General features: G+C 67.9%; 18 protein-coding genes. 2 read left to right on the top strand and 16 right to left on the bottom strand.

What is annotated here, in order from left to right; genetic code table 11:
• Window positions 1-13 precede the first annotated feature (13 nt).
• The 3 genes from AC6LKD_RS17645 to AC6LKD_RS17635 are packed head-to-tail and all read right to left on the bottom strand — an operon-like array spanning window position 14 to window position 3,298.
• The gene (locus tag AC6LKD_RS17645; protein ID WP_492275934.1) at window positions 14-790 is read right to left on the bottom strand and encodes a citryl-CoA lyase; all 777 of its coding nucleotides are present in this window, start codon (window positions 788-790) and stop codon (window positions 14-16) included.
• Window positions 787-2,304 (bottom strand): class I adenylate-forming enzyme family protein, encoded by a 1,518-nt coding sequence (locus AC6LKD_RS17640; RefSeq protein WP_492275935.1) that lies wholly within the window; start codon window positions 2,302-2,304, stop codon window positions 787-789. The genes AC6LKD_RS17645 and AC6LKD_RS17640 overlap by 4 nt, the downstream gene beginning before the upstream one ends.
• A 10-nt stretch (window positions 2,305-2,314) precedes the next feature.
• Window positions 2,315-3,298 (bottom strand): Bug family tripartite tricarboxylate transporter substrate binding protein, encoded by a 984-nt coding sequence (locus AC6LKD_RS17635; RefSeq protein ID WP_013391266.1) that lies wholly within the window; start codon window positions 3,296-3,298, stop codon window positions 2,315-2,317.
• A 102-nt stretch (window positions 3,299-3,400) separates the two neighbouring features.
• On the opposite strand from AC6LKD_RS17635, the gene AC6LKD_RS17630 reads away from it, so the two are divergent.
• The gene (locus AC6LKD_RS17630) at window positions 3,401-4,198 is read left to right on the top strand and encodes an IclR family transcriptional regulator (protein ID WP_498116960.1); all 798 of its coding nucleotides are present in this window, start codon (window positions 3,401-3,403) and stop codon (window positions 4,196-4,198) included.
• On the opposite strand, the gene AC6LKD_RS17625 is transcribed toward AC6LKD_RS17630, so the two are convergent.
• From AC6LKD_RS17625 to AC6LKD_RS17610, 4 genes are all read right to left on the bottom strand, one after another.
• A complete protein-coding gene (locus tag AC6LKD_RS17625) occupies window positions 4,195-4,740 on the bottom strand; it encodes a DUF934 domain-containing protein (protein ID WP_013391268.1) in 546 nt (181 codons plus the stop codon). The genes AC6LKD_RS17630 and AC6LKD_RS17625 overlap by 4 nt on opposite strands.
• Complete coding sequence (locus AC6LKD_RS17620) at window positions 4,733-6,475, bottom strand: nitrite/sulfite reductase (RefSeq protein ID WP_013391269.1); 1,743 nt, start codon at window positions 6,473-6,475, stop codon at window positions 4,733-4,735. Before AC6LKD_RS17620 ends, AC6LKD_RS17625 begins: the two co-directional genes overlap by 8 nt.
• A 224-nt stretch (window positions 6,476-6,699) precedes the next feature.
• Window positions 6,700-6,891 carry a DUF2970 domain-containing protein gene (locus tag AC6LKD_RS17615; RefSeq protein WP_207468972.1) on the bottom strand — a complete coding sequence of 64 codons (192 nt, stop codon included), beginning with the start codon at window positions 6,889-6,891 and terminating at the stop codon, window positions 6,700-6,702.
• A gap of 76 nt (window positions 6,892-6,967) precedes the next feature.
• A complete protein-coding gene (locus AC6LKD_RS17610; protein WP_498116958.1) occupies window positions 6,968-7,903 on the bottom strand; it encodes a LysR family transcriptional regulator in 936 nt (311 codons plus the stop codon).
• Window positions 7,904-8,192: 289 nt separating this feature from the next.
• On the opposite strand from AC6LKD_RS17610, the gene AC6LKD_RS17605 reads away from it, so the two are divergent.
• On the top strand, window positions 8,193-9,533 hold the full coding sequence (locus AC6LKD_RS17605; RefSeq protein WP_013391272.1) for a DUF3100 domain-containing protein: 1,341 nt from the start codon (window positions 8,193-8,195) through the stop codon (window positions 9,531-9,533).
• A gap of 60 nt (window positions 9,534-9,593) precedes the next feature.
• Here the strand turns inward: AC6LKD_RS17605 and AC6LKD_RS17600 are convergent, their stop codons facing one another.
• The 9 genes from AC6LKD_RS17600 to AC6LKD_RS17560 all read right to left on the bottom strand — a co-directional run bounded on the left by AC6LKD_RS17600 (window position 9,594) and on the right by AC6LKD_RS17560 (window position 17,525).
• A complete protein-coding gene (locus AC6LKD_RS17600) occupies window positions 9,594-10,100 on the bottom strand; it encodes a hypothetical protein (RefSeq protein ID WP_498116957.1) in 507 nt (168 codons plus the stop codon).
• 207 nt (window positions 10,101-10,307) lie between these two features.
• Entirely contained in the window at window positions 10,308-10,907 is a 600-nt protein-coding gene (locus AC6LKD_RS17595; RefSeq protein ID WP_013391274.1) for a glutathione S-transferase, read from the bottom strand.
• Between the two features lie 25 nt (window positions 10,908-10,932).
• Window positions 10,933-12,639 carry an FAD-binding protein gene (locus AC6LKD_RS17590; protein WP_498116955.1) on the bottom strand — a complete coding sequence of 569 codons (1,707 nt, stop codon included), beginning with the start codon at window positions 12,637-12,639 and terminating at the stop codon, window positions 10,933-10,935.
• A 5-nt stretch (window positions 12,640-12,644) separates the two neighbouring features.
• A complete protein-coding gene (locus tag AC6LKD_RS17585; protein ID WP_424243453.1) occupies window positions 12,645-13,373 on the bottom strand; it encodes an SDR family NAD(P)-dependent oxidoreductase in 729 nt (242 codons plus the stop codon).
• 9 nt (window positions 13,374-13,382) lie between these two features.
• Window positions 13,383-14,135, bottom strand: a complete 753-nt coding sequence (locus AC6LKD_RS17580) for an SDR family NAD(P)-dependent oxidoreductase (protein ID WP_492275941.1) — start codon at window positions 14,133-14,135, stop codon at window positions 13,383-13,385.
• Window positions 14,136-14,154: 19 nt separating this feature from the next.
• On the bottom strand, window positions 14,155-14,874 hold the full coding sequence (locus tag AC6LKD_RS17575; protein WP_498116954.1) for an ABC transporter ATP-binding protein: 720 nt from the start codon (window positions 14,872-14,874) through the stop codon (window positions 14,155-14,157).
• Window positions 14,867-15,631 carry an ABC transporter ATP-binding protein gene (locus tag AC6LKD_RS17570; RefSeq protein WP_013391279.1) on the bottom strand — a complete coding sequence of 255 codons (765 nt, stop codon included), beginning with the start codon at window positions 15,629-15,631 and terminating at the stop codon, window positions 14,867-14,869. The genes AC6LKD_RS17575 and AC6LKD_RS17570 overlap by 8 nt, the downstream gene beginning before the upstream one ends.
• Complete coding sequence (locus AC6LKD_RS17565; RefSeq protein ID WP_498116953.1) at window positions 15,628-16,626, bottom strand: branched-chain amino acid ABC transporter permease; 999 nt, start codon at window positions 16,624-16,626, stop codon at window positions 15,628-15,630. Before AC6LKD_RS17565 ends, AC6LKD_RS17570 begins: the two co-directional genes overlap by 4 nt.
• Window positions 16,623-17,525, bottom strand: a complete 903-nt coding sequence (locus AC6LKD_RS17560; protein ID WP_498116952.1) for a branched-chain amino acid ABC transporter permease — start codon at window positions 17,523-17,525, stop codon at window positions 16,623-16,625. The genes AC6LKD_RS17565 and AC6LKD_RS17560 overlap by 4 nt, the downstream gene beginning before the upstream one ends.
• Window positions 17,526-17,558 lie beyond the last annotated feature (33 nt).

Here is a 17,558-nt window from a genome sequence, read left to right as displayed (position 1 = left end):
GCCGTCACGGCGGCTATTCGCCGTGGTGGGTCTTTCCCTTGCCCACGTAGGGAATGGCGTGATCGATGGTTTCCCAGATATAGCGCCCGGACGGGCTTTGCTGTTCTTCGGCCACGTGCGACACCAGGCCGGCCGCGCGCGAGATGACGGCGAAGCCGCGCATCAGTTCGGTCGGCACGCCGATCTCGCTGAGCAGCGCCGCCACCGCGCCGGTGGCGTTGATGGTGATGTGCTTGCCGTAGGTCTGGTCGATCGCGGCCGACAGCAGGCGCAGCGCCTTGAGCGAGTCGCCCTTGAGGTCCGGTTCGGCCTCGGCCAGCGCCAGCAGCTTGATCGAGCGCGGATCGTCGGGCTTGTGCAGATGGTGGCCGAAGCCGGGCAGGGCGCTGCGCGATGCGCGGAATTCGCGGGCGATCGTCAGCGCCTCCGCGTGGCCGTCATCGGCCTGGCGGATGCGGTCCAGCAGGCGCGAACAATTTTCCATGGTGCCGACGAACTGGCTGCCCACCGCCATCAGGCCGGACGCCACCGCGCCCTGCAGGTTCTCCGGCGCGCTCATGTAGATCAGCCGCGTGGCGATGGCGCTGGGCGTCAGGCCATGCTCCATCAAGGTGACCAGCACGGCGTCGACGATGCGCAGGTCCACCGGGCGCGCCTCGCGGCCCAGGATCTGCATGATCATGACTTCGGTGAATGTCTTCTTGCCGATCAGGTCCTCGACCAGGTCCACGTCGCGGTAGGACATGCCGGTGAGGTGATGCGCGCAGAGGCGGGTTTCGGGCGTTTTCATGGGGTCTCCTTCTGGGCCGCGTCGCGCACGGCATTTTTCAGCACCTTGCCCACGCTGGAGCGCGGCAAGCTGTCATGGATGTGGAACTGCTTGGGTGTGGCCACGGGGCCGAGCAGGCCGCGCACGTGGGCCTTGAGCTCGTCTGCGCTGGCCTCTGCGCCGGGATGGAACTGCACCGCGGCGTGGACCGCTTCGCCCCACTTGTCGTCCGGCAGGCCGAATACCGAGCATTCGTATACGGCAGGGTGCGCGGACAGCGCGTTCTCCACGTCCACCGGGTAGATGTTGAAGCCGCCCGTGATGATCACGTCGCGCAGACGGTCCTTCAGGAACAGGTAGCCGCGCGCATCGATCAAGCCGGTGTCGCCGGTATGCAGCCAGCCGTCCAGCACCGTCTCGGCGGTTTTCTCGGGCAGGCGCCAGTAGCCGGACATGACCAGGTCGCCCTGCACCACCACCTCGCCGATCTCGCCGCGCGGCAACAGCGCGCCGTCGGGCGCCATGATGGCCACGTCGGTGAGCCAGGTGACGCGCCCGACCGAGGCGCGGTTCTCCGGCGCTTCGAGGTCGGCGGGGCGCAGCGCGGTCACGATCTGCGGCGCCTCGGTCTGGCCATAGGTGGTGCCCAGCACCGGGCCGAAGAAGGCGCGGGCGCGGTCGATCTTTTCGACGGGCATGGGGGCGCCGCCGTAGATCAGGTTGCGCAGTCGCGGGAAGTCGGCGCGCGAGACGCCGGGCTGCGCCATGATCATGTAGATCAGCGTGGGCGGCATGAAGCTCAGCGTGCCGCCCCGTTCGCGGAAGGCGGCGGTGATGCTGGCCGGCGTCACGCCGTCCAGCAGCAGATGGGCGCCGCCGCGCGCCAGCACCGGCAGCAGGTAGGTGCCGGTGCCGTGCGTGATGGGGGCGGCCACCACATAGCGGTCTTCGTGGGTGAGGCCCCAGCTGGAGATCTGGTTGATGATGCCCGCGTTCCATGCGTGGTACGGCTGCATCACGCCTTTGGGCAGGCCGGTGGTGCCGCCGGTGAACTTGATGGCCTGGGTGGCGTCGCGCGGTAGCACGTGGCGCTGCGGCTCGCGTCCGGCGCAGCGGGCCAGCAGCGCGTCCAATGCCAGCGGCGCCGCCGCGTCGTCCAGATGGATGTGGCGGCGGTCTTGCGGCGCCTGGGCCGCGGGCGCCAGCGGCGCGCCCACGCCGTCGACGATCACGATGGACGGCTCGGTGGCGTCCAGGATGCGCCCGATCTCGCGCTCCGTGCTGCGGTAGTTGAGCGGCACCCACACCTTGCCGCTGGCCAGCACGGCCAGCAGCGCCAGGATGTGCCGCGCGGAGTTGCCGGCGCAGATCGCCACCCGCGTCTGCGGCGCGGGATCCAGTTCTTGCAAGGCCGCGGCCAGCGCCCGCGTATCGGCGGCCAATTGCGAGTAAGTGACCTGGCCTTCGGGGCCGTCCAGCGCGATGCGGTCCGGATACTGCTCGGCGGCGCGGAAGAAGAAATCTATCGGGTACATCCTGGTGTTCCTAGTTGGCTTTGAGGTTGGCGCTCTTGACGACCTTGCCCCATTTGTCGATCTCGCTGGCGATCTTCTGGGCGTAGGTCTCGGGGGTGTTGGGCTGCTGTGGCGCGTAGAAGCCGGACTGCTGGTAGGACGCCTGCAGCGCCGGGCTGGCCAGCGCCTTGTTGATGGCCTGGTTCAAGCGCTCGACGACGGGTTTGGGGGTGCCGGCCGGCGCCATCACGCCGAACCAGGATTCCACCTCGAAGCCGGGCAGGCCGGATTCGGCCAGCGTGGGCGTGTCGGGCGCCGAGGGCAGGCGCTGCGGCGAGGTGACGCCGATGGCGCGCAGCTTGCCGGCCTGCACGTGCGGCAGCGACGAGGGCAGGTTGTCGAACATGGAATCCACCTGGCCGCCCAGCAGGTCGGCCACGGCCGGGCCGCTGCCGCGGTATGGCACGTGCAGGATGTCGGTGCCGGTCTGCATCTTGAACAGCTCGCACGACAGGTGGATGGACGAGCCGCTGCCGGACGAGGCGCAGGTCAGCTTGCCCGGATTTTTCTTCGCGTAGGCCACGTATTCCTGCACGGTCTTGACCGGCAGCTTGGGGTTGACGACCAGGATGTTCGGAATGGTCGCCAGCAGGCCCACGGGCTCGAAGCCCTTCACGAAGTCATAGTTGAGCTGGCTGTACAGCGTGCGGTTGATGGTGTTGGCAATGGAGCCCACGTACAGCGTGTAGCCGTCTGGCGCGGCGCGCGCGACGATTTCCGCGCCTATGTTGCTGTTGGCGCCGGTCTTGTTCTCGACCACGATGGTCTGGCCCAGCTCTTCCGACAGGGACTTCGCCATCAGGCGCGCCACGATGTCGGTGGCGCCGCCCGCCGCGTAGCCGACCACCAGCGTCACGGGACGCTCGGGATAGGGCTTGGCCGCCAGGGCCGGGGCCGCGAGCAGCGCGCCCAGGGCGGCCGCCGCGGCGGCCCACCGCTTGCTTTGCATCTTCATTGTTGTCTCCGTCCTGTTTGTCTAATATTTGGACAACTCTGCGTCTGTCCAACTTCATATTGGGCTTTGATAGAGGCCTCATCAACGCAATCTGTCCAAAAATTGAACAAGCCAGAATCCGAAGGCTCGGGACCGCGCGTGTTGCGCCGCGGCTTGCGCGTGTTGGGCGTGCTGCGGCAGGCGGGCGCGGCGGGCATGCACGTGGTCGACATCGCGCGCGCGGCAGGCATGCAGCGGACCACGGCCTATCGCTATCTCGATGTGCTGGTGCAGGAGGGCTACGCCTTGCGCGAGTCCGAGGCGCCGCGCTGGCGCGTGGCCGAGCTGGGCGTGATGATGGCGGGCGATCCGCATGCGCAGGCGGTGCGCGGCCTGCGGCCGGTGCTGCGGCAGATCAGCGATGTCAGCGGCGATTCCGCTTTCCTCATCTGCCGCGCCGGCAACGATTCGCTCTGCTTGCACCGCGAGGTGGGCAACTATCCCGTGCAGGTGCTGGCGGTCACGGTGGGGCACCGCCAGCCGCTGGGCGTGGGGGCGGCCGGGCTGGCGCTATTGGCGGCATTGCCGCCGGACGAGTCGGAAGAGGTGATTGCGCAGAACGAGCAGGCGCTGCGCGCCTATGGCGGCATGACGGTGGCGCAGATGCGGCGCCTGGTGGAGAACACGCGGGACCGCGGCTGGTCGGTAGTGGGCAATGCCGCGGTGCCCGGCGTGTTGGGGGTGGGCGTGGCCCTGTGCGACGCGGGCGGATATCCGCGCCTGGCCGTCAGCGTGTCCAGCCTGATCAGCCGCATGCAGGCGGCACGCCAGCGCAGTATTGCCGACCTGATCCGCGCCCAGTTGGCGCAAGACGAGGTCAGGGCGCAGCGCTGGGCGCTGCCGGGGTTTCCGGGCGGCTAGGCGGCCGCTGGCGCCGGCACCCGATAGGTCTTTTGATAGTGGACCGTGAAGGTCTTGAACGCGTCCAGCGCCTTGTGGGGATCATGGCCCGGCTTGACCAGGAAGCTGTCGAAGCCGACGCGCGCCTGGTAGTGGATGGTGTCGATCATCACGTCCCCGACCGCGCGCAATTCGCCCTGCCACTGGTAGCGCGTGCGCAGCAGCTGCGCCAGCGAATAGCCGCGGCCGTCGGTGTAGACCGGGAAGTCCACGGCGATGAAGGCGATGCCGGCGGGATCCAGCGTGCCGTCGGCTTCGGCCAGGTCGCGCAGGTCGGCGTCCGGATCGAGCTGGACCGCGACCGGATGCTGGTGGCGGCGCAGTGTGGCGCGCGAGGTCTTCCAGACGGAAAGTGGCACGATCCAGCCCGGCGCGTCGCCCGGCACCTGGCCCTCGGCGGGGACTTCGGGCTCAGGCGTGAAGACGCGCCAGGCGTCGGCTTCCAGCCGGCCGTTGCGGATCAGGTGCGGGCCGGGGGCGTCGTGCGGATAGATTTCAGACATGGGCGGCCTCGGCGTGCTGCGCGGGTTTAGCGAAGGCGGGATCGGAGTACACGTCCTGCTTGAAGGGATCGATGCCGACGCGGTCCACCACGTCGATGAAGCGTTCCTCTTCGCTGTCGCGCAGGCCCAGATAGGTGCGGACCAGGCGGTCCACCACGCCCGCGACCTGGTCGCGCGCGAACGACGGGCCGATGATGCGGCCGATCGCGGCGCCGCCGCCGCGCGTAGATTCGATGTCGGGCAGCGGCTTGGCGGCGCCGTTCTGGCGCCCGCCGATGGTGACCTGATACCACTCCTCGCCGGCCTTATCGACCCCGAGGATACCGATGTGGCCCACGTGATGGTGGCCGCAGGAGTTGATGCAGCCCGAGATGTTCAGGTCCAGCTCGCCGATCTCGAACAGGTAGTCGAGGTTGTCGAACTGGCGCTGGATGGCTTCGGCCACGGGGATGGAGACGGCATTGGCCAGCGCGCAGAAATCCCCGCCCGGACAGGCGATGATGTTGGTCAGCAGCCCGATGTTGGGCGTGGCCAGGTTCAGCGTCTGCAGCGTGGTCCAGAGTTCATGCAGGCGTGCGCGGCGCACGTCGGCCAGGATCAGGTTCTGCTCGTGCGAGACGCGCAGCTCGCCGAAGCCGTAGTCGTCGGCCAGGTTGGCCACCGCGTCCATCTGGTCGGCGGTGATGTCGCCCGGCGGCACGCCGGTGGGCTTGAGCGATACGGTGACGGCGGCGTAGCCGGCCGCCTTGTGCGGATGCACGTTGGTGCGCAGCCAGCGCGCGAAGCGCGGATCGGCGGCGGCCAGCGCCGCGGTGTTGTCGACGTCCTGCGCGGCGGCGGCGTCATATTTCGGCCAGACGAAGCGGGTCCTGATGGTGTCGACGAATTCCTGGGTGATGGTGTCGGGCCCGCCCTTGATGAGCTGCCATTGTTCATCCACCTGCTGTGCGTAGACTTCCGGCGTCAGGTCCTTCACCAGGATCTTGATGCGCGCCTTGTACTTGTTGTCGCGGCGTCCGTGCAGGTTGTAGACCCGCAGCGCGGCCTGCAGATAGGTCAGCAGGTCCTGCCATTCGACGAAGGGGTTGATCAGCTTGCCCACGATGGGCGTGCGGCCGAGGCCGCCGCCGATCCAGACGCGAAAGCCCAGCTTGCCGTCGCGTTCGACGGCCTGCAGCCCGATGTCGTGCACGCCCACGGCCGCGCGGTCCTGCACCGCGCCGCTGACCGCGATCTTGAACTTGCGCGGCAGGAAGGCGAATTCGGGGTGCAGCGTGGACCACTGGCGGATGATCTCGCACCACACCAGCGGATCCACCAGCTCGTCCGGCGCGACGCCGGCGAAATGGTCGGTGGTGGTGTTGCGGATGCAGTTGCCGCTGGTCTGGATGGCGTGCATCTGCACGGTGGCGAGCTCGGCCAGGATGGCTGGCACGTCTTCGAGCTTGGGCCAGTTGAACTGGATGTTCTGGCGGGTGCTGAAATGGCCGTAGCCGCGGTCCCACTTGCGCGCGATGTGCGCCAGCGTGCGCAATTGGCGCGACGCCAGGATGCCGTAGGGAATGGCGACGCGCAGCATGGGCGCGTGGCGCTGGATGTACAGGCCGTTCTGCAAACGCAAAACACGGAATTCATCTTCCGTTAGTTGGCCATCGAGGAAGCGGCGCGTCTGGTCGGAGAACTGCGCCACACGCTGCTCGACGAGTTGCTGGTCGACGGGGTCATACACGTACATGTCTACTGCCCTTGAAGTCTTCTCGGTCTGAATCCCTGCGCTCGCCTGGCGCAATGCGGCAGGGGAAAGGGGTTCATAACCGTAACAGGCAGCTGCGGCGACCGTCTAAGTCATTCTGGTAATAAGGTAATGGGGCCCCCACGCTGCGCGCGCTGACGCGCGCTTGCTGCCCCCCAGGGGGGGCTGTCCCGCCTTGGGGCGGCCATTCTTGCGGGACGGCCGATCTACAACGCGGCGTTTACCGCCCAGCGCGCCACCAGCACCAGAATGATGACCAGACAGGCCGCCATCAGCAGCCCGGTCAGAATCAGCGGGGCCGGCTTGTTGTTGGCGATGTCGGCATCGTAGCCCCGTCCGCGGCGCACGCCGAAGAATCCCCACAGCACGGATTTGACCGTGCGCAAGAAACTGAGCATGTTGTCTCTCCTGGCGTAGTGGTGGATGCCGTCAATGTAGGCCGCCGCGCGTTGCGGAAACAGATGCAGATCCGCCTTACCCGACCGTATCAGACGTGGACCCGGCCGGGGCGCCGATGCCGCGCACGATGTGGTCCAGCAATTCCCGCGCGGCGGGCGAGACATGGCGGCCGGCGCGACTCAGCACGTGCAGGCTGCCCTGGTTGAGGATGGGGTTGGCCAGCGGCAGGCTGGCCAGGCGCTGGGCGCGCATGTCGGCCGTGACCGCGATGGGCGGCGTCAACGCGTAGCCGATGCCGGCGGCGGCGAACTGCCACAGCGCCTTGAAGGACGAAGTGGTGAGCACGTTGCGCAGCCGGACCTGTTCGCTGATTTCGGCAGCCTGGATATGCTGGCGCACGCCGAACCCTTCCTGCATGGACGCGCCGGGATAGTCGGCCAGGTCGGTCAGGAGCAGCGGACGGCGCAGCCGGGTCAGCGGATGGTCGTCGCGGACGATGGCGCGGATCGGCTCGGGCCGCGAGTAATGGGTGCGCAGGCGGGCGTCGTTGGGCGGCTGGAACACCAGCCCTATGTAGGCGCGGTCGTCGACGATGCGCTGCACGATCTCGGAGGTGCGCGCCACGTCGATGTCCAGCGTGACTTCGGGGTGGCTGCGCCAGTAGCCGGGCAGCACGCGTTCGAACATCAGCTCCACGAAGCCTTCGCCCAGCACCAGGTCGATGTGTCCCCGTTCCGCCTTGCGCAGACTGTCGATCTCGGAGAAGAAACTCTCCTGGATGTCCTGCTGGCGCTTGATGTAGCGCGCCAGGATATGTCCGGCATCCGTGGGCACCACGCCGCGTCCGCGGCGTTCGAACAGGGCGATGCCGCAATCGCGTTCCAGCGCGGCGATGGCGCGGCTGACGGCGGACGGGTCCATGTCCAGCACTTCGGCCGCGCCGCGCACCGAGCCGCGGCTCATGACCTGCATGAAGTAGTGGGTGCGGCGGGCGTCGAGTTTTTCGTCCATGGCGGTGCTCCGAGGGGGAGTGCGGCGGCAGATCCACAGATACAATCTAGGGTTTACCCTTGCATGGCCCAAGTTCATGCAAAATTTTCCCTGGAAAAGCCTTTCCGTTGCATTTTACGCAACGTTTATGCGCCAGCCCTGTCATGGTTGCATGCTGGGCCCCCGGCGAAAATCGGCCCTGCTGCGAGCGCCTCGCCGCCGCCGCGCCGCGACGCTCCTCTGGGGCGCCGGCCGGACGGGGTTGCGGCGGGCAGCCACGACGATTATTCACGTTCATCAGGGGAATCCGATGTCACACGCCAGCGCCAGCCTGGCCGCGCCCTCCATGCCGCTATCCGGGCGCATCCGCATGCTCGCCGCCATCTTGCTGGTGGTCGTCATTTCAGAAGCGATCGGCAGCGCCACCTTCAACGTCGGCCCGGGCAAGATCGTTCTGCAGCCGATGCTGTGGGCCATCTTCATCGGCGCCATCGTCGCCGCCTGTGGCCAGCGCCTGCCTGCCGGCCTGAACATCGATACCGCCATGCAGACCCGCATCAGCGGCTATCTGCAATACGCGCTGCTGCCTTTCCTGGCCAAGCTGGGCCTGATGGTGGGCGGCGCCTTGCCGCAGGTGCGCGAAGCCGGCTGGGCTCTGGTGTTCCAGGAGTTCGGCCACTTCTTCGGCACCATGGCCATCGGCCTGCCGCTGGCCCTGCTGCTGGGCATCAAGCGCGAAGCCATCGGCGCAACCTTCTCGGTGGGCCGCGAGCCCAGCCTGGCCATCATCGGCGAGCGCTACGGCATGAACTCGCCCGAAGGCCGCGGCGTGATGGCCGAATACATCACCGGCACCGTGATCGGCGCGCTGTTCGTGGCGCTGATGGCCGGCTTCATCACCAGCCTGAACATCTTCGATCCGCGTTCGCTCGCCATGGGCGCCGGCGTGGGCTCGGGCAGCATGATGGCTGCCGGCGTGGGCGCGATCGCCTCCCAGCAGACTCCCGAAGTCGCGCACCAGGTGGCCGCGCTGGCCGCCGCCGCCAACCTGCTGACCACGGTGGTGGGCGTGTACTTCACGCTGTTCATCTCGCTGCCGACCACCATCTTCCTGTACGACAAGCTGGAGCCCGTACTGGGCCGCTTCTCGCGCGGCAAGGCCGAGACCGCTGCTGCTGCCGACGACGGCGCCGCGCAGGAAACGCCGGCGCATGGCGCCAAGATGGGCTTCGGCGACCGCTTGACCGCTTACGTCATCTGCGGCCTGTTCGCGCTGGTGGGCAACCGCCTGGGCTACAACGTGCCGTTCGCCGACGCCTTGCCGGGCATGGGCATCATCATCCTGCTGGTCGTGATCGCCGACCTGGTGCTGCGCGTGGTGCCCAAGCTGCCGGCCGTGTTCGTGCTGTCGCTGATCGCCATGACCGCGGGCTGCCCGGGCGTGCTGCCGTACTCGGACCAGATCATCGCGATGGTCGGCAAGGTCAATTTCCTGCCGTTCACGACCGTGATCCTGGCCATGGCCGGCTTGTCCATCCTCAAGGACCTGCCCGCCTTCCGCAAGCTGGGTTGGAAGATCGTGGTGGTGTCCCTGGCCGCCAACGCGGGTACGTTCCTGGGTGCGACGATGATTGCGGAATTCTTCCACTGATCTCCGTCCGGTCCTGCATGAAAAACCGCCTGATGAAAGCGTCAGGCTTTTTTTTTTTGGTCAGGGCGTGTGGCCCGGCCGGTAGCGGGCCTGGTCCGTGACGTTCTCGGTCGCGCCGATATTGGCGACCTTGGGGATGCCCAGGCCTGCCGCCTTCATCGCCACTGCGGTCTGCAGTTCCTGGACCTGCGGGTTGCCCATGGCGACACGGTAGGCTTGCAGCGGCATCAGGCCTTCGATGGTGCCCAGGTCGTTGGCGGAGCCGGCGCGCTGGGCCGTCGGGTCGGGTTGCGTGGTGAACGCCTCGAGCGCGCGGCGCATGCGCGATTCCGCGTGCAGGTCGCGCAGCGCGTCCGCATTGGAGGCGCCGATGACGGTCTGCGCGGGCGGCTGGTGGTCGCGTTCGCGGATGGTTGGCGCGGCGTGGCCCGCAGCCGCGGCCTTGGCGGCCCGGACATGGGCAATGCCTTGCGTTTCAAGGAATGGGCGCGTGGCGTCCAGCGTGGCGGAACGCGCGGGGTAGGGCGCGTCGGCCCGGTGGATGGCGGAGATCGCAGCGACGTTCATGCTGGGCCCCTTTTTCTGATGACAGGCCGGCGGATCGGCCCGTCTGGCAATTTCACTGTAACAGCTGAGGGCGGTCGTGGCGAAAAAAAGGCCCCTGACGAGGTCAGGGGCCCTAGCGACGCGGCCCGCGGGCCGCGCCGTACTCAGGGCAGGTGATGGCCAGGGAGCCCGGCGGGTTCTCCCGGCCCTGCGCCTGCCCAAACCGGATTAGGGCTTGGTGGCCTGCATGGATGGCCGTTGGCTGAAGGTCTCGTACCAGGCGGCGGTGGCCGGGTGGCCGGCGCGCCAATCCAGGTCCGGAAAGCGGAAATCCAGATAGCCCAGCGCGCATCCGATGGTGATGGTGCCGATGTCGAGGCGGCCGTTCAGCGAGGCGGCACTCTTCTCCACCAGCGCGAGGCCGTCGCGGACCTTGCCCAACTGGCCTTCGACCCAGCCGTCCCAGCGCAGCGCTTCGGGGCGCAGCACGGTTTCATAGCGGGCCAGCAGCGCCGCACCCAGCATGCCGTCGGCCATCGATTGCTCTGTCAGTACCTGCCAGCGGTCCTTGCCGGCCGGGAACAGCGCGCCGCCGCCCAGGTCGTTGAGGTATTCGCAGACCACGCGGCTGTCGTACAGCGCCTGGCCGTCGTCGGTGATGAAGGTAGGCACCTGGCCCAGCGGATTGCTGGGGATGATGCTCTGGTCGCGCGCGACGGGGCCGGCCGCGCTGGGCAGCCTTTCGATGCGGTCGGCCAGGCCGAGCTCATGGGCGATGACCATGCACTTGCGCACGAAGGGCGAGGCGGGCGAGTAAAAGATTTTCATGGGTATCCTTGTCGGTGGAGAGGCGTCAGTGTTGTGCATGCGCCAGATGTTGTCCAGCGATCCAGCCGAAGGTCAAGGCGGGACCGAGCGTGATGCCGGGGCCGGGATAGGCGCCGCCCATCACGGATTGCATGTCGTTGCCGGCGACGTAGAGGCCGGGGATCGGCGCGCCTGCGGCGTCCAGGGCTTGGGCGTCCCGGTTGGCGGCGATGCCGCAGGCCGTGCCGATGTCGCCGGGATAGACCTTGACCGCGTAATAGGGGCCCGCGGCCAGCGGCGCGAGGCAGGGATTGGGTTCGTGTTCCGGATCGCCCAGGTAGCGGTTGTAGGCGGTCGATCCCTTGCCGAAATCAGGGTCCTGGCCCTGGGCCGCGTGGGCGTTGTAGCGGTCCACCGTGGCTTGCAGCGCATCGCCGGGCACGCCCAGCCGGGCAGCCAGCGCCGCCAGGGTGGCGCCTTGCAGCAGATAGCCCGCATCGATCAGATGCTGGCGCGGTCTCCCGCCAGGCAGCGCCAGACCCAGGCCCCAGGTGTCGATGAAGCGCTGGTCGCAGATCAGGAAGGCGGGAACGCTGGGCGTCGCGCCGTTGTTGCGGTACATGGCCTGCACGAACTCGTGGTACGAGGCCGATTCGTTGACGAAGCGCTGGCCGGCGCTGTTGAGCGCGATGAGGCCGGGCTTGGCCCGGTCCCACACCAGGTGCGGATAATGCAGGCGCTGGCCGTCCGCGGATTCCAGGACGGACACCGGCGCCCAGAATGCGGGGCTGGCGTGGCCCCTGCCGAGCGCGGCGCCGGCAGTTTCCGACAGGCGGATGCCGTCGCCCGTATTGTCCCGCGGCGACATGGACCAGAGGCCGGTGGGCTGGGGATAGGACTGCGCGCGGCGCTCCGGATCCCAGGGAAAGCCACCCGTGGCCATCACTACGCCGCGCCGCGCGCGGATGTTCAGCGTCTTGCCGCCGCGCGCGACGGCGGCGCCCAGCACGCGGCCGCTGGCATCGCGGTGCAGCGCCAGCGCCGGCGTGTCGAGCCAGTACTCGATCCTGCGGGCCAGCAGGCCGTGGAACAGCTGCGCGGCCAGCGCATTGCCCAGCAACAGGCGGGTGCCGCGGTGATAACCGCGCGCGCGGTCGGCGGCATAGCGCAGCACCAGCTTCATGCTGTGGCGCCAGGCCGCGAATGAGCGCGTGGCGCGCAGCAGATGCCGCACGTCGGTGATGTTGACCATCATGCCGCCCAGCACCGTGAATTCCTTCAGCGGATCGCGCAGCGTACGGAAGTCCTGGCCCAGCTTGCGGCCGTCGAACTCCAGCGGATCCAGCGAGCGGCCGCCCATCGCGGCGCCGGGCAGATCGGGGTAGTAATCGGGCGAGGCGGTGCGCGCGGCCACGTCCAGGATGCCGCGCGAGGCCAGGTAGTCCATCATGCGCGGGCCGGCTTCCAGGTAGGCGCGCTTCATGTCGTCCGGGGCCGCCGCGCCCACGGTCTGTTCCAGATAGGTCCACACCTTGTCGAAGTTGTCCGGATGGCCGGCGGCTTCCGTCTGCGCATTCAGCGGTATCCACAGCGCGCCGCCGGAGATGGCGGTGGAGCCGCCAACGCGGCAGGTCTTCTCGACCAGCAGCACGTCCAGCCCTTCCTCGCGCGCCGTCAACGCCGCGGCCATGCCGCCCGCGCCCGAGCCGACGACCAGCGCGTCGACTTCCTTGTCCCAAGTGATGCCTTCCATGCTGCCTATGCTCCCGAGCCGCCCAGCGATTTACCGCCGTCCACGAAGATGACCTGGCCTGTGATGAAGTCCATGTGCGGCGCGGCCAGGAAGGACACGGCATTGGCGATGTCTTGCGGCTGGCCCGCGCGGCCGGTGGGCTGCAGGGCCAGTTGGGCCGCGAGGCGTTCGGGTGTGAGATTGCGCAAGAGCGGCGTGTCGATGAGGCCGGGGGCGATGGCGTTGACCAGGATGCCGCGCGCGGCCAGCTCCATGGCCGAGGCGCGTGTGTAGCCCACCAGGGCCGCTTTCGAGGCTACGTAGTGCGGGTGGTTCTTCGCGCCCAGGTAGGCGCGCGACGCGATATTGACGATCTTGGCGCCGGGCGCCATGTCGCGCGCCGCTTCCTGCGTCAGGGTCGCCACCGCCAGCAGGTTGACGTCGAAGGCGCGGCGGTAGTCGGCGCTGTCGACCTCGAAGAACTTGCGCTCGTCGAACAGCCCCGCGTTGTTGACCAGCGCCGCCAGCGGCGCGAGCGAGCGGGCCAGCGCACGGGTGGCGGCCTCATCCGTCAGGTCCACCACGCGGTGTTCCACGTCCAGCCCCTGCGCCTGCAATGCCTGCGCCTCTTTCGCGGCCAGCTCCGCGTTGCGATCGGCCAGCACGACGCGAAAGCCGTCGCGCGCCAGCCGCTCCACGATCGCCAAGCCCATGCCGCTGGCGCCGCCCGTGACCAATGCCGTGCCCAGATTCATGATGTTTCCCTATACGGCCAGGTAGCCGCCGTCCACGGGCAGCACCACGCCGTTCACGTAGCTGGCCATGTCCGAGGCCAGGAAAAGAACCGGGCCCACGATCTCGTCGGCCCGTCCCGCGCGCGCCATGGGCGCGCGCTGCATGTACCAGTCCGTGCCCTGCGCTTGCGCGCGCTGGCCCGCCGTCATCTCGGTTTCCATCAGACCGGGGGCCACGGCGTTCACGCGCACGCCGTGCGGCGCCAGGTCGCGCGCCAACACCTCGGTGAAGGAGCGCACGCCGCCCTTGGACACCACGTAGCCCGCGGTCGAAATGCTGCAGCCATAGGCCACGATGGAACACAGGTTGACGATGGCGCCGCGCGTGGCCTTCAGCTGCTCGACGAAGGCGTGCGTGACGTTGAAGGTGCCCTGCAGATTCACGCTCATCAGACGCTCCCAGATCTCGGGCGTCTTGGGATCGTCGAACGGGGCTCGGGCGGAAATCCCGGCGTTGTTGATCAGGATGTCCAGATGGCCGTGTTCGGTGGCGGACCGCTCGGCAAAGGCGCGCACGGCGGCGGCATCGGTCACGTCCAGCACTGCGTCGGCGGCCTTGCCGCCCGCTACGCGGATGGCCTGCGCCGTGGCGGCGGCCAGCGCCGCGTCCACGTCGGCGACGATCACGGCCGCGCCTTGGCGCGCAAAGCCCTGCGCGATGGCCGCGCCCAGGCCGCGGCCCGCGCCCGTGACGAGCACCCGCTTGTCTTGCATCGATATCATGGTCGGTCCTTTCGGCGCGCTAGGCGCCCAGATAGGCGCGCTGCACGCCTTCGTCGCTGGCGAGCGCGGCGGATTCGCCTTCCAGCGCGATTTCGCCGTTTTCCAGGATGTACGCGTAACTGGACACCGACAGCGCCAGCTTCACGTTCTGCTCCACCAGCAGGATGGTGATGCCTTGTTCGCGATTCAGCCGCAGCACGATGTCGAAGATCTGTTCGACCACCAGCGGCGACAGTCCCATCGACGGTTCATCCAGCAGGATCATGCGCGGCCGCGCCATCATGGCGCGGCCCGTGGCCAGCATTTGCTGTTCGCCGCCGGACAAGGTCGCGGCCTTTTGCTCGTAGCGTTCGCGCAGGCGCGGAAAGGTGTCGCAGACCATGTCCAGATCCTGCTTGACCGCCGGGCGGTCGGTGCGCAGGTAGGCGCCCATTTCCAGGTTCTCGCGCACGCTCATTTCGCGGAAGATCTCGCGGCCCTCCGGCACCTGCACGATGCCGCGTCCCACAATGGCGTCCGCCGCCAGGCGGTGTATGGGTTCGCCGGCGAAGCGCACGCTGCCCGCGGTGGGAGCCACCAGGCGCGAGATCACATTGAGCGTGGTGGACTTGCCCGCGCCGTTGGCGCCCAGCAGCGCCACGATGGCGCCCTGCGGCACTTTCAGCGATACGTCCTGCAGCGCGCGGATATTGCCGTAGGCGGCCGATACCGCCTCGACTTCAAGCAGATATTCAGCCACCAGCGGCTCCCTTGCCCAGATAGGCTTCGATGACCCGGGGGTTGCTGCGCACTTCCGCGGGCGTGCCTTCGGCGATCTTCTCGCCGAAGGACATGACGGTGATGCGATCCGAGATCGACATCACCAGCTGCATGACGTGCTCCACCAGCAGCACCGTGATGCCGTCGCGTTCGCACAGCTCGGTCAGCAGGCGGTCCAGCGTTTCGATCTCGCGGTTGCGCAGGCCGGCCGCCGGTTCGTCCAGCAACAGCAGCTTGGGCGATATGGCCAGGGCGCGCGCCAGTTCCAGCATCTTCTGGCGGCCGAAGTCCAGGCTGCACGCCGGCGTGTCGAGGAAGTCGGCCAGCCCCACGCGTTCCAGCAGGTGCTCGACCCGCTCGCGCGTCTGCGCGGCGGCCGGACGCAGCAGCTTGCCGGCGCTGTCGGCGCCGTGCGCGTAGGTGCCGAGCAAGGCGTTCTCGCGCACGCTGAGCGCGCCGAACAGCTCCAGGTTCTGGAAGGTGCGGGCCACGCCCAGCGCCGCCATTTCGTGCGGCTTCTTGCGGGTGATGTCGACGCCGTCGAACTGGATGCTGCCGCTGCTGGGGCGGTAGTAGCGCGAGATGCAATTGAAGGTGGTGGACTTGCCCGCGCCGTTGGGGCCGATCAGCGCGTGGATGCGGCCGCGCTCGACCTGCATGGACAGGCCGTTGATGGCGGTGAGGCCGCCGAACTTCACGGTCAGACCCTGCACGTCCAGATAGGGATGGCTGCTCATGCCGCGCTCCTTTGGGTCGGTTTGGCCGCGGCCTTGTTGGGAGTGGAGGGGAGCGGCGTGGCGGGCGCCGGCGCGCGTCCGCGCGCGCCGCGGCCGGCGAACAGGCCCTTGGGCGCGAACATCATGAAACCCATCAATATGACGCCGTAGATGATTTCCTGGAACGACAGCGCCTGGCGCAGCAACTCGGAAATGAGGCCGAAGGCCAGGGCGCCGGCAATGGCGCCGCGCACCGAGCCGATGCCGCCGACCACCACCATGGTCAGGATCAGGATGGTGGTCTGGAAGCCCAGGCTTTCCGGGTGGATGAAGGAAGCGAAGGTCGTGTACATGCCGCCCGCGATGCCGGCATAGGCGGCGGAAAGCGTGAAGGCGGTGCGCTTGATGGCGTTGACATTCACGCCCATGGCCTGCGCCGCCACGTCGCTTTCGCGCACCGCGCGGAAGGCCGAACCGAGCTGCGAGCGGGACAGGGCTACCGTGGCCCAAAGCAGCAGCGCGGCGATCAGCACCACGAAGGGGTACGCCTTGGCGTCCGACACCAGTTCATAGCCGAACAGCGTGGCCGGCGAGATCCGGAAACCGTTCGAGCCATTGGTGACCGATTGCCAGTTCAGGAACACCCACTGCATCGCTTCGCCGAAGGCGAAGGTGGACAGCGCCAGGTAGATGTCACGCATGCGCAGCGCCAGCGCGCCGATCACATAGCCCAGCGCGGCTGCCAGCAGCCCGCCCGCGACGATGGAAATGAAAAAGGGCGGATGCCACAGATTGTTGATGAGGCCGGCGGTATAGATGCCCACGCCGTAGAAAGCGGCATGCGACAGCGCAAACTGCCCGGTCTCGCCAATGACCAGGTGCAGGCCCAGCGCCAGCACCACGAACACCATCAGCAGGTTCACCACGTAGATGACATAGCCGCTGGCCGCGAAAGGCAGGACCGCCAGCACCACGGCCATCAGCGCCAGCAGCGCATGGTCGATTTTCTTGCTCATACTTTCTTCACCTGCAGTTTGCCGCCCAAGAGCCCTTGCGGACGCAGCAGCAGCACCACCATGATGGCCACGAAGGGCGCGACCACGATGGCATTGGTCGAAATGAACAGCCCCACCAGGTTCTCCGCCACGCCGATCACGAAGCCGCCGATCACCGCGCCGGGCAGGCTGGTGATGCCGCCGACGATGGCCGCCGCGTAGGCCAGGATGGCGATATGGCCGATGTCGGGCGTGATCAGGATCTTGGGCGTGATGAGCAGCGCCGCGACCGCCGATATCAGTCCGGCCAGCGCCCACACCAGCATGCGAATGCGGGTCAGGTTCACGCCCACCAGCCTCGCGGCCTTGGGGTTCATGCCCACGGCGCGCATCGCGCGGCCAACCCGGGTGTAGGTGAACATGCCGAAAAGCAGCAGCATCACCGCCACCGCGACGGCGAAGATCACCAGGTCCAGCTGGGTCAGCACCGCGTCGCCGATGATGATGGCGTCGGTCGAGGCCAGCGGCGGCAGCGAGCGCGGCGTGTCACCCAGGCCGGTCTGGCGCACCAGGCCTTTCAGCGCATAGGCCAGGCCCAGCGTGGCGATCACCATTTGCACGCCCACGCCCTTGGAGGCGATGACGCGTTCCATGACGACGCGCTGGAACAGGCCCGACAGGACGGCCACGGCGAGGAGCGTGATGGGAATGACGACGAGATAGGGCCAGCCCATCACCAGGGTGAGGAACAAGGCGATGTAGCCGCCGACCATGAAGATCTCGCCCTGGGCGAAATTCGGCACGTCGGTGGTCTTGAAAATGATCACAACGGCGACCGCCAGCAGCGCGTACACGCTGCCCGTCACCAGTCCCGACAGCACCCCCTGCTGCAGGAACAGCCAGATATCGGCAAAGCTCATGATGTTTCTCCGGCAGCCCGCGCGCTGCTGCGC

This window comes from Achromobacter sp. D7-1 (assembly GCF_059760445.1).
Note: the sequence above shows the minus strand (reverse complement) of the source record. Positions and strands in the feature narration are given on the sequence as shown.

Coding starts and splice junctions, on each gene's coding strand:
- AC6LKD_RS17635 (WP_013391266.1), bottom strand. CDS start 3,298: ATGAAGATGCAAAGCAAGCGGTGGGCCGCCGCGGCGGCCGCCCTGGGC.
- AC6LKD_RS17645 (WP_492275934.1), bottom strand. CDS start 790: ATGAAAACGCCCGAAACCCGCCTCTGCGCGCATCACCTCACCGGCATG.
- AC6LKD_RS17620 (WP_013391269.1), bottom strand. CDS start 6,475: ATGTACGTGTATGACCCCGTCGACCAGCAACTCGTCGAGCAGCGTGTG.
- AC6LKD_RS17615 (WP_207468972.1), bottom strand. CDS start 6,891: ATGCTCAGTTTCTTGCGCACGGTCAAATCCGTGCTGTGGGGATTCTTC.
- AC6LKD_RS17565 (WP_498116953.1), bottom strand. CDS start 16,626: ATGAGCAAGAAAATCGACCATGCGCTGCTGGCGCTGATGGCCGTGGTG.
- AC6LKD_RS17640 (WP_492275935.1), bottom strand. CDS start 2,304: ATGTACCCGATAGATTTCTTCTTCCGCGCCGCCGAGCAGTATCCGGAC.
- AC6LKD_RS17625 (WP_013391268.1), bottom strand. CDS start 4,740: ATGTCTGAAATCTATCCGCACGACGCCCCCGGCCCGCACCTGATCCGC.
- AC6LKD_RS17595 (WP_013391274.1), bottom strand. CDS start 10,907: ATGAAAATCTTTTACTCGCCCGCCTCGCCCTTCGTGCGCAAGTGCATG.
- AC6LKD_RS17605 (WP_013391272.1), top strand. CDS start 8,193: ATGTCACACGCCAGCGCCAGCCTGGCCGCGCCCTCCATGCCGCTATCC.
- AC6LKD_RS17590 (WP_498116955.1), bottom strand. CDS start 12,639: ATGGAAGGCATCACTTGGGACAAGGAAGTCGACGCGCTGGTCGTCGGC.
- AC6LKD_RS17570 (WP_013391279.1), bottom strand. CDS start 15,631: ATGAGCAGCCATCCCTATCTGGACGTGCAGGGTCTGACCGTGAAGTTC.
- AC6LKD_RS17600 (WP_498116957.1), bottom strand. CDS start 10,100: ATGAACGTCGCTGCGATCTCCGCCATCCACCGGGCCGACGCGCCCTAC.
- AC6LKD_RS17585 (WP_424243453.1), bottom strand. CDS start 13,373: ATGAATCTGGGCACGGCATTGGTCACGGGCGGCGCCAGCGGCATGGGC.
- AC6LKD_RS17610 (WP_498116958.1), bottom strand. CDS start 7,903: ATGGACGAAAAACTCGACGCCCGCCGCACCCACTACTTCATGCAGGTC.
- AC6LKD_RS17580 (WP_492275941.1), bottom strand. CDS start 14,135: ATGATATCGATGCAAGACAAGCGGGTGCTCGTCACGGGCGCGGGCCGC.
- AC6LKD_RS17560 (WP_498116952.1), bottom strand. CDS start 17,525: ATGAGCTTTGCCGATATCTGGCTGTTCCTGCAGCAGGGGGTGCTGTCG.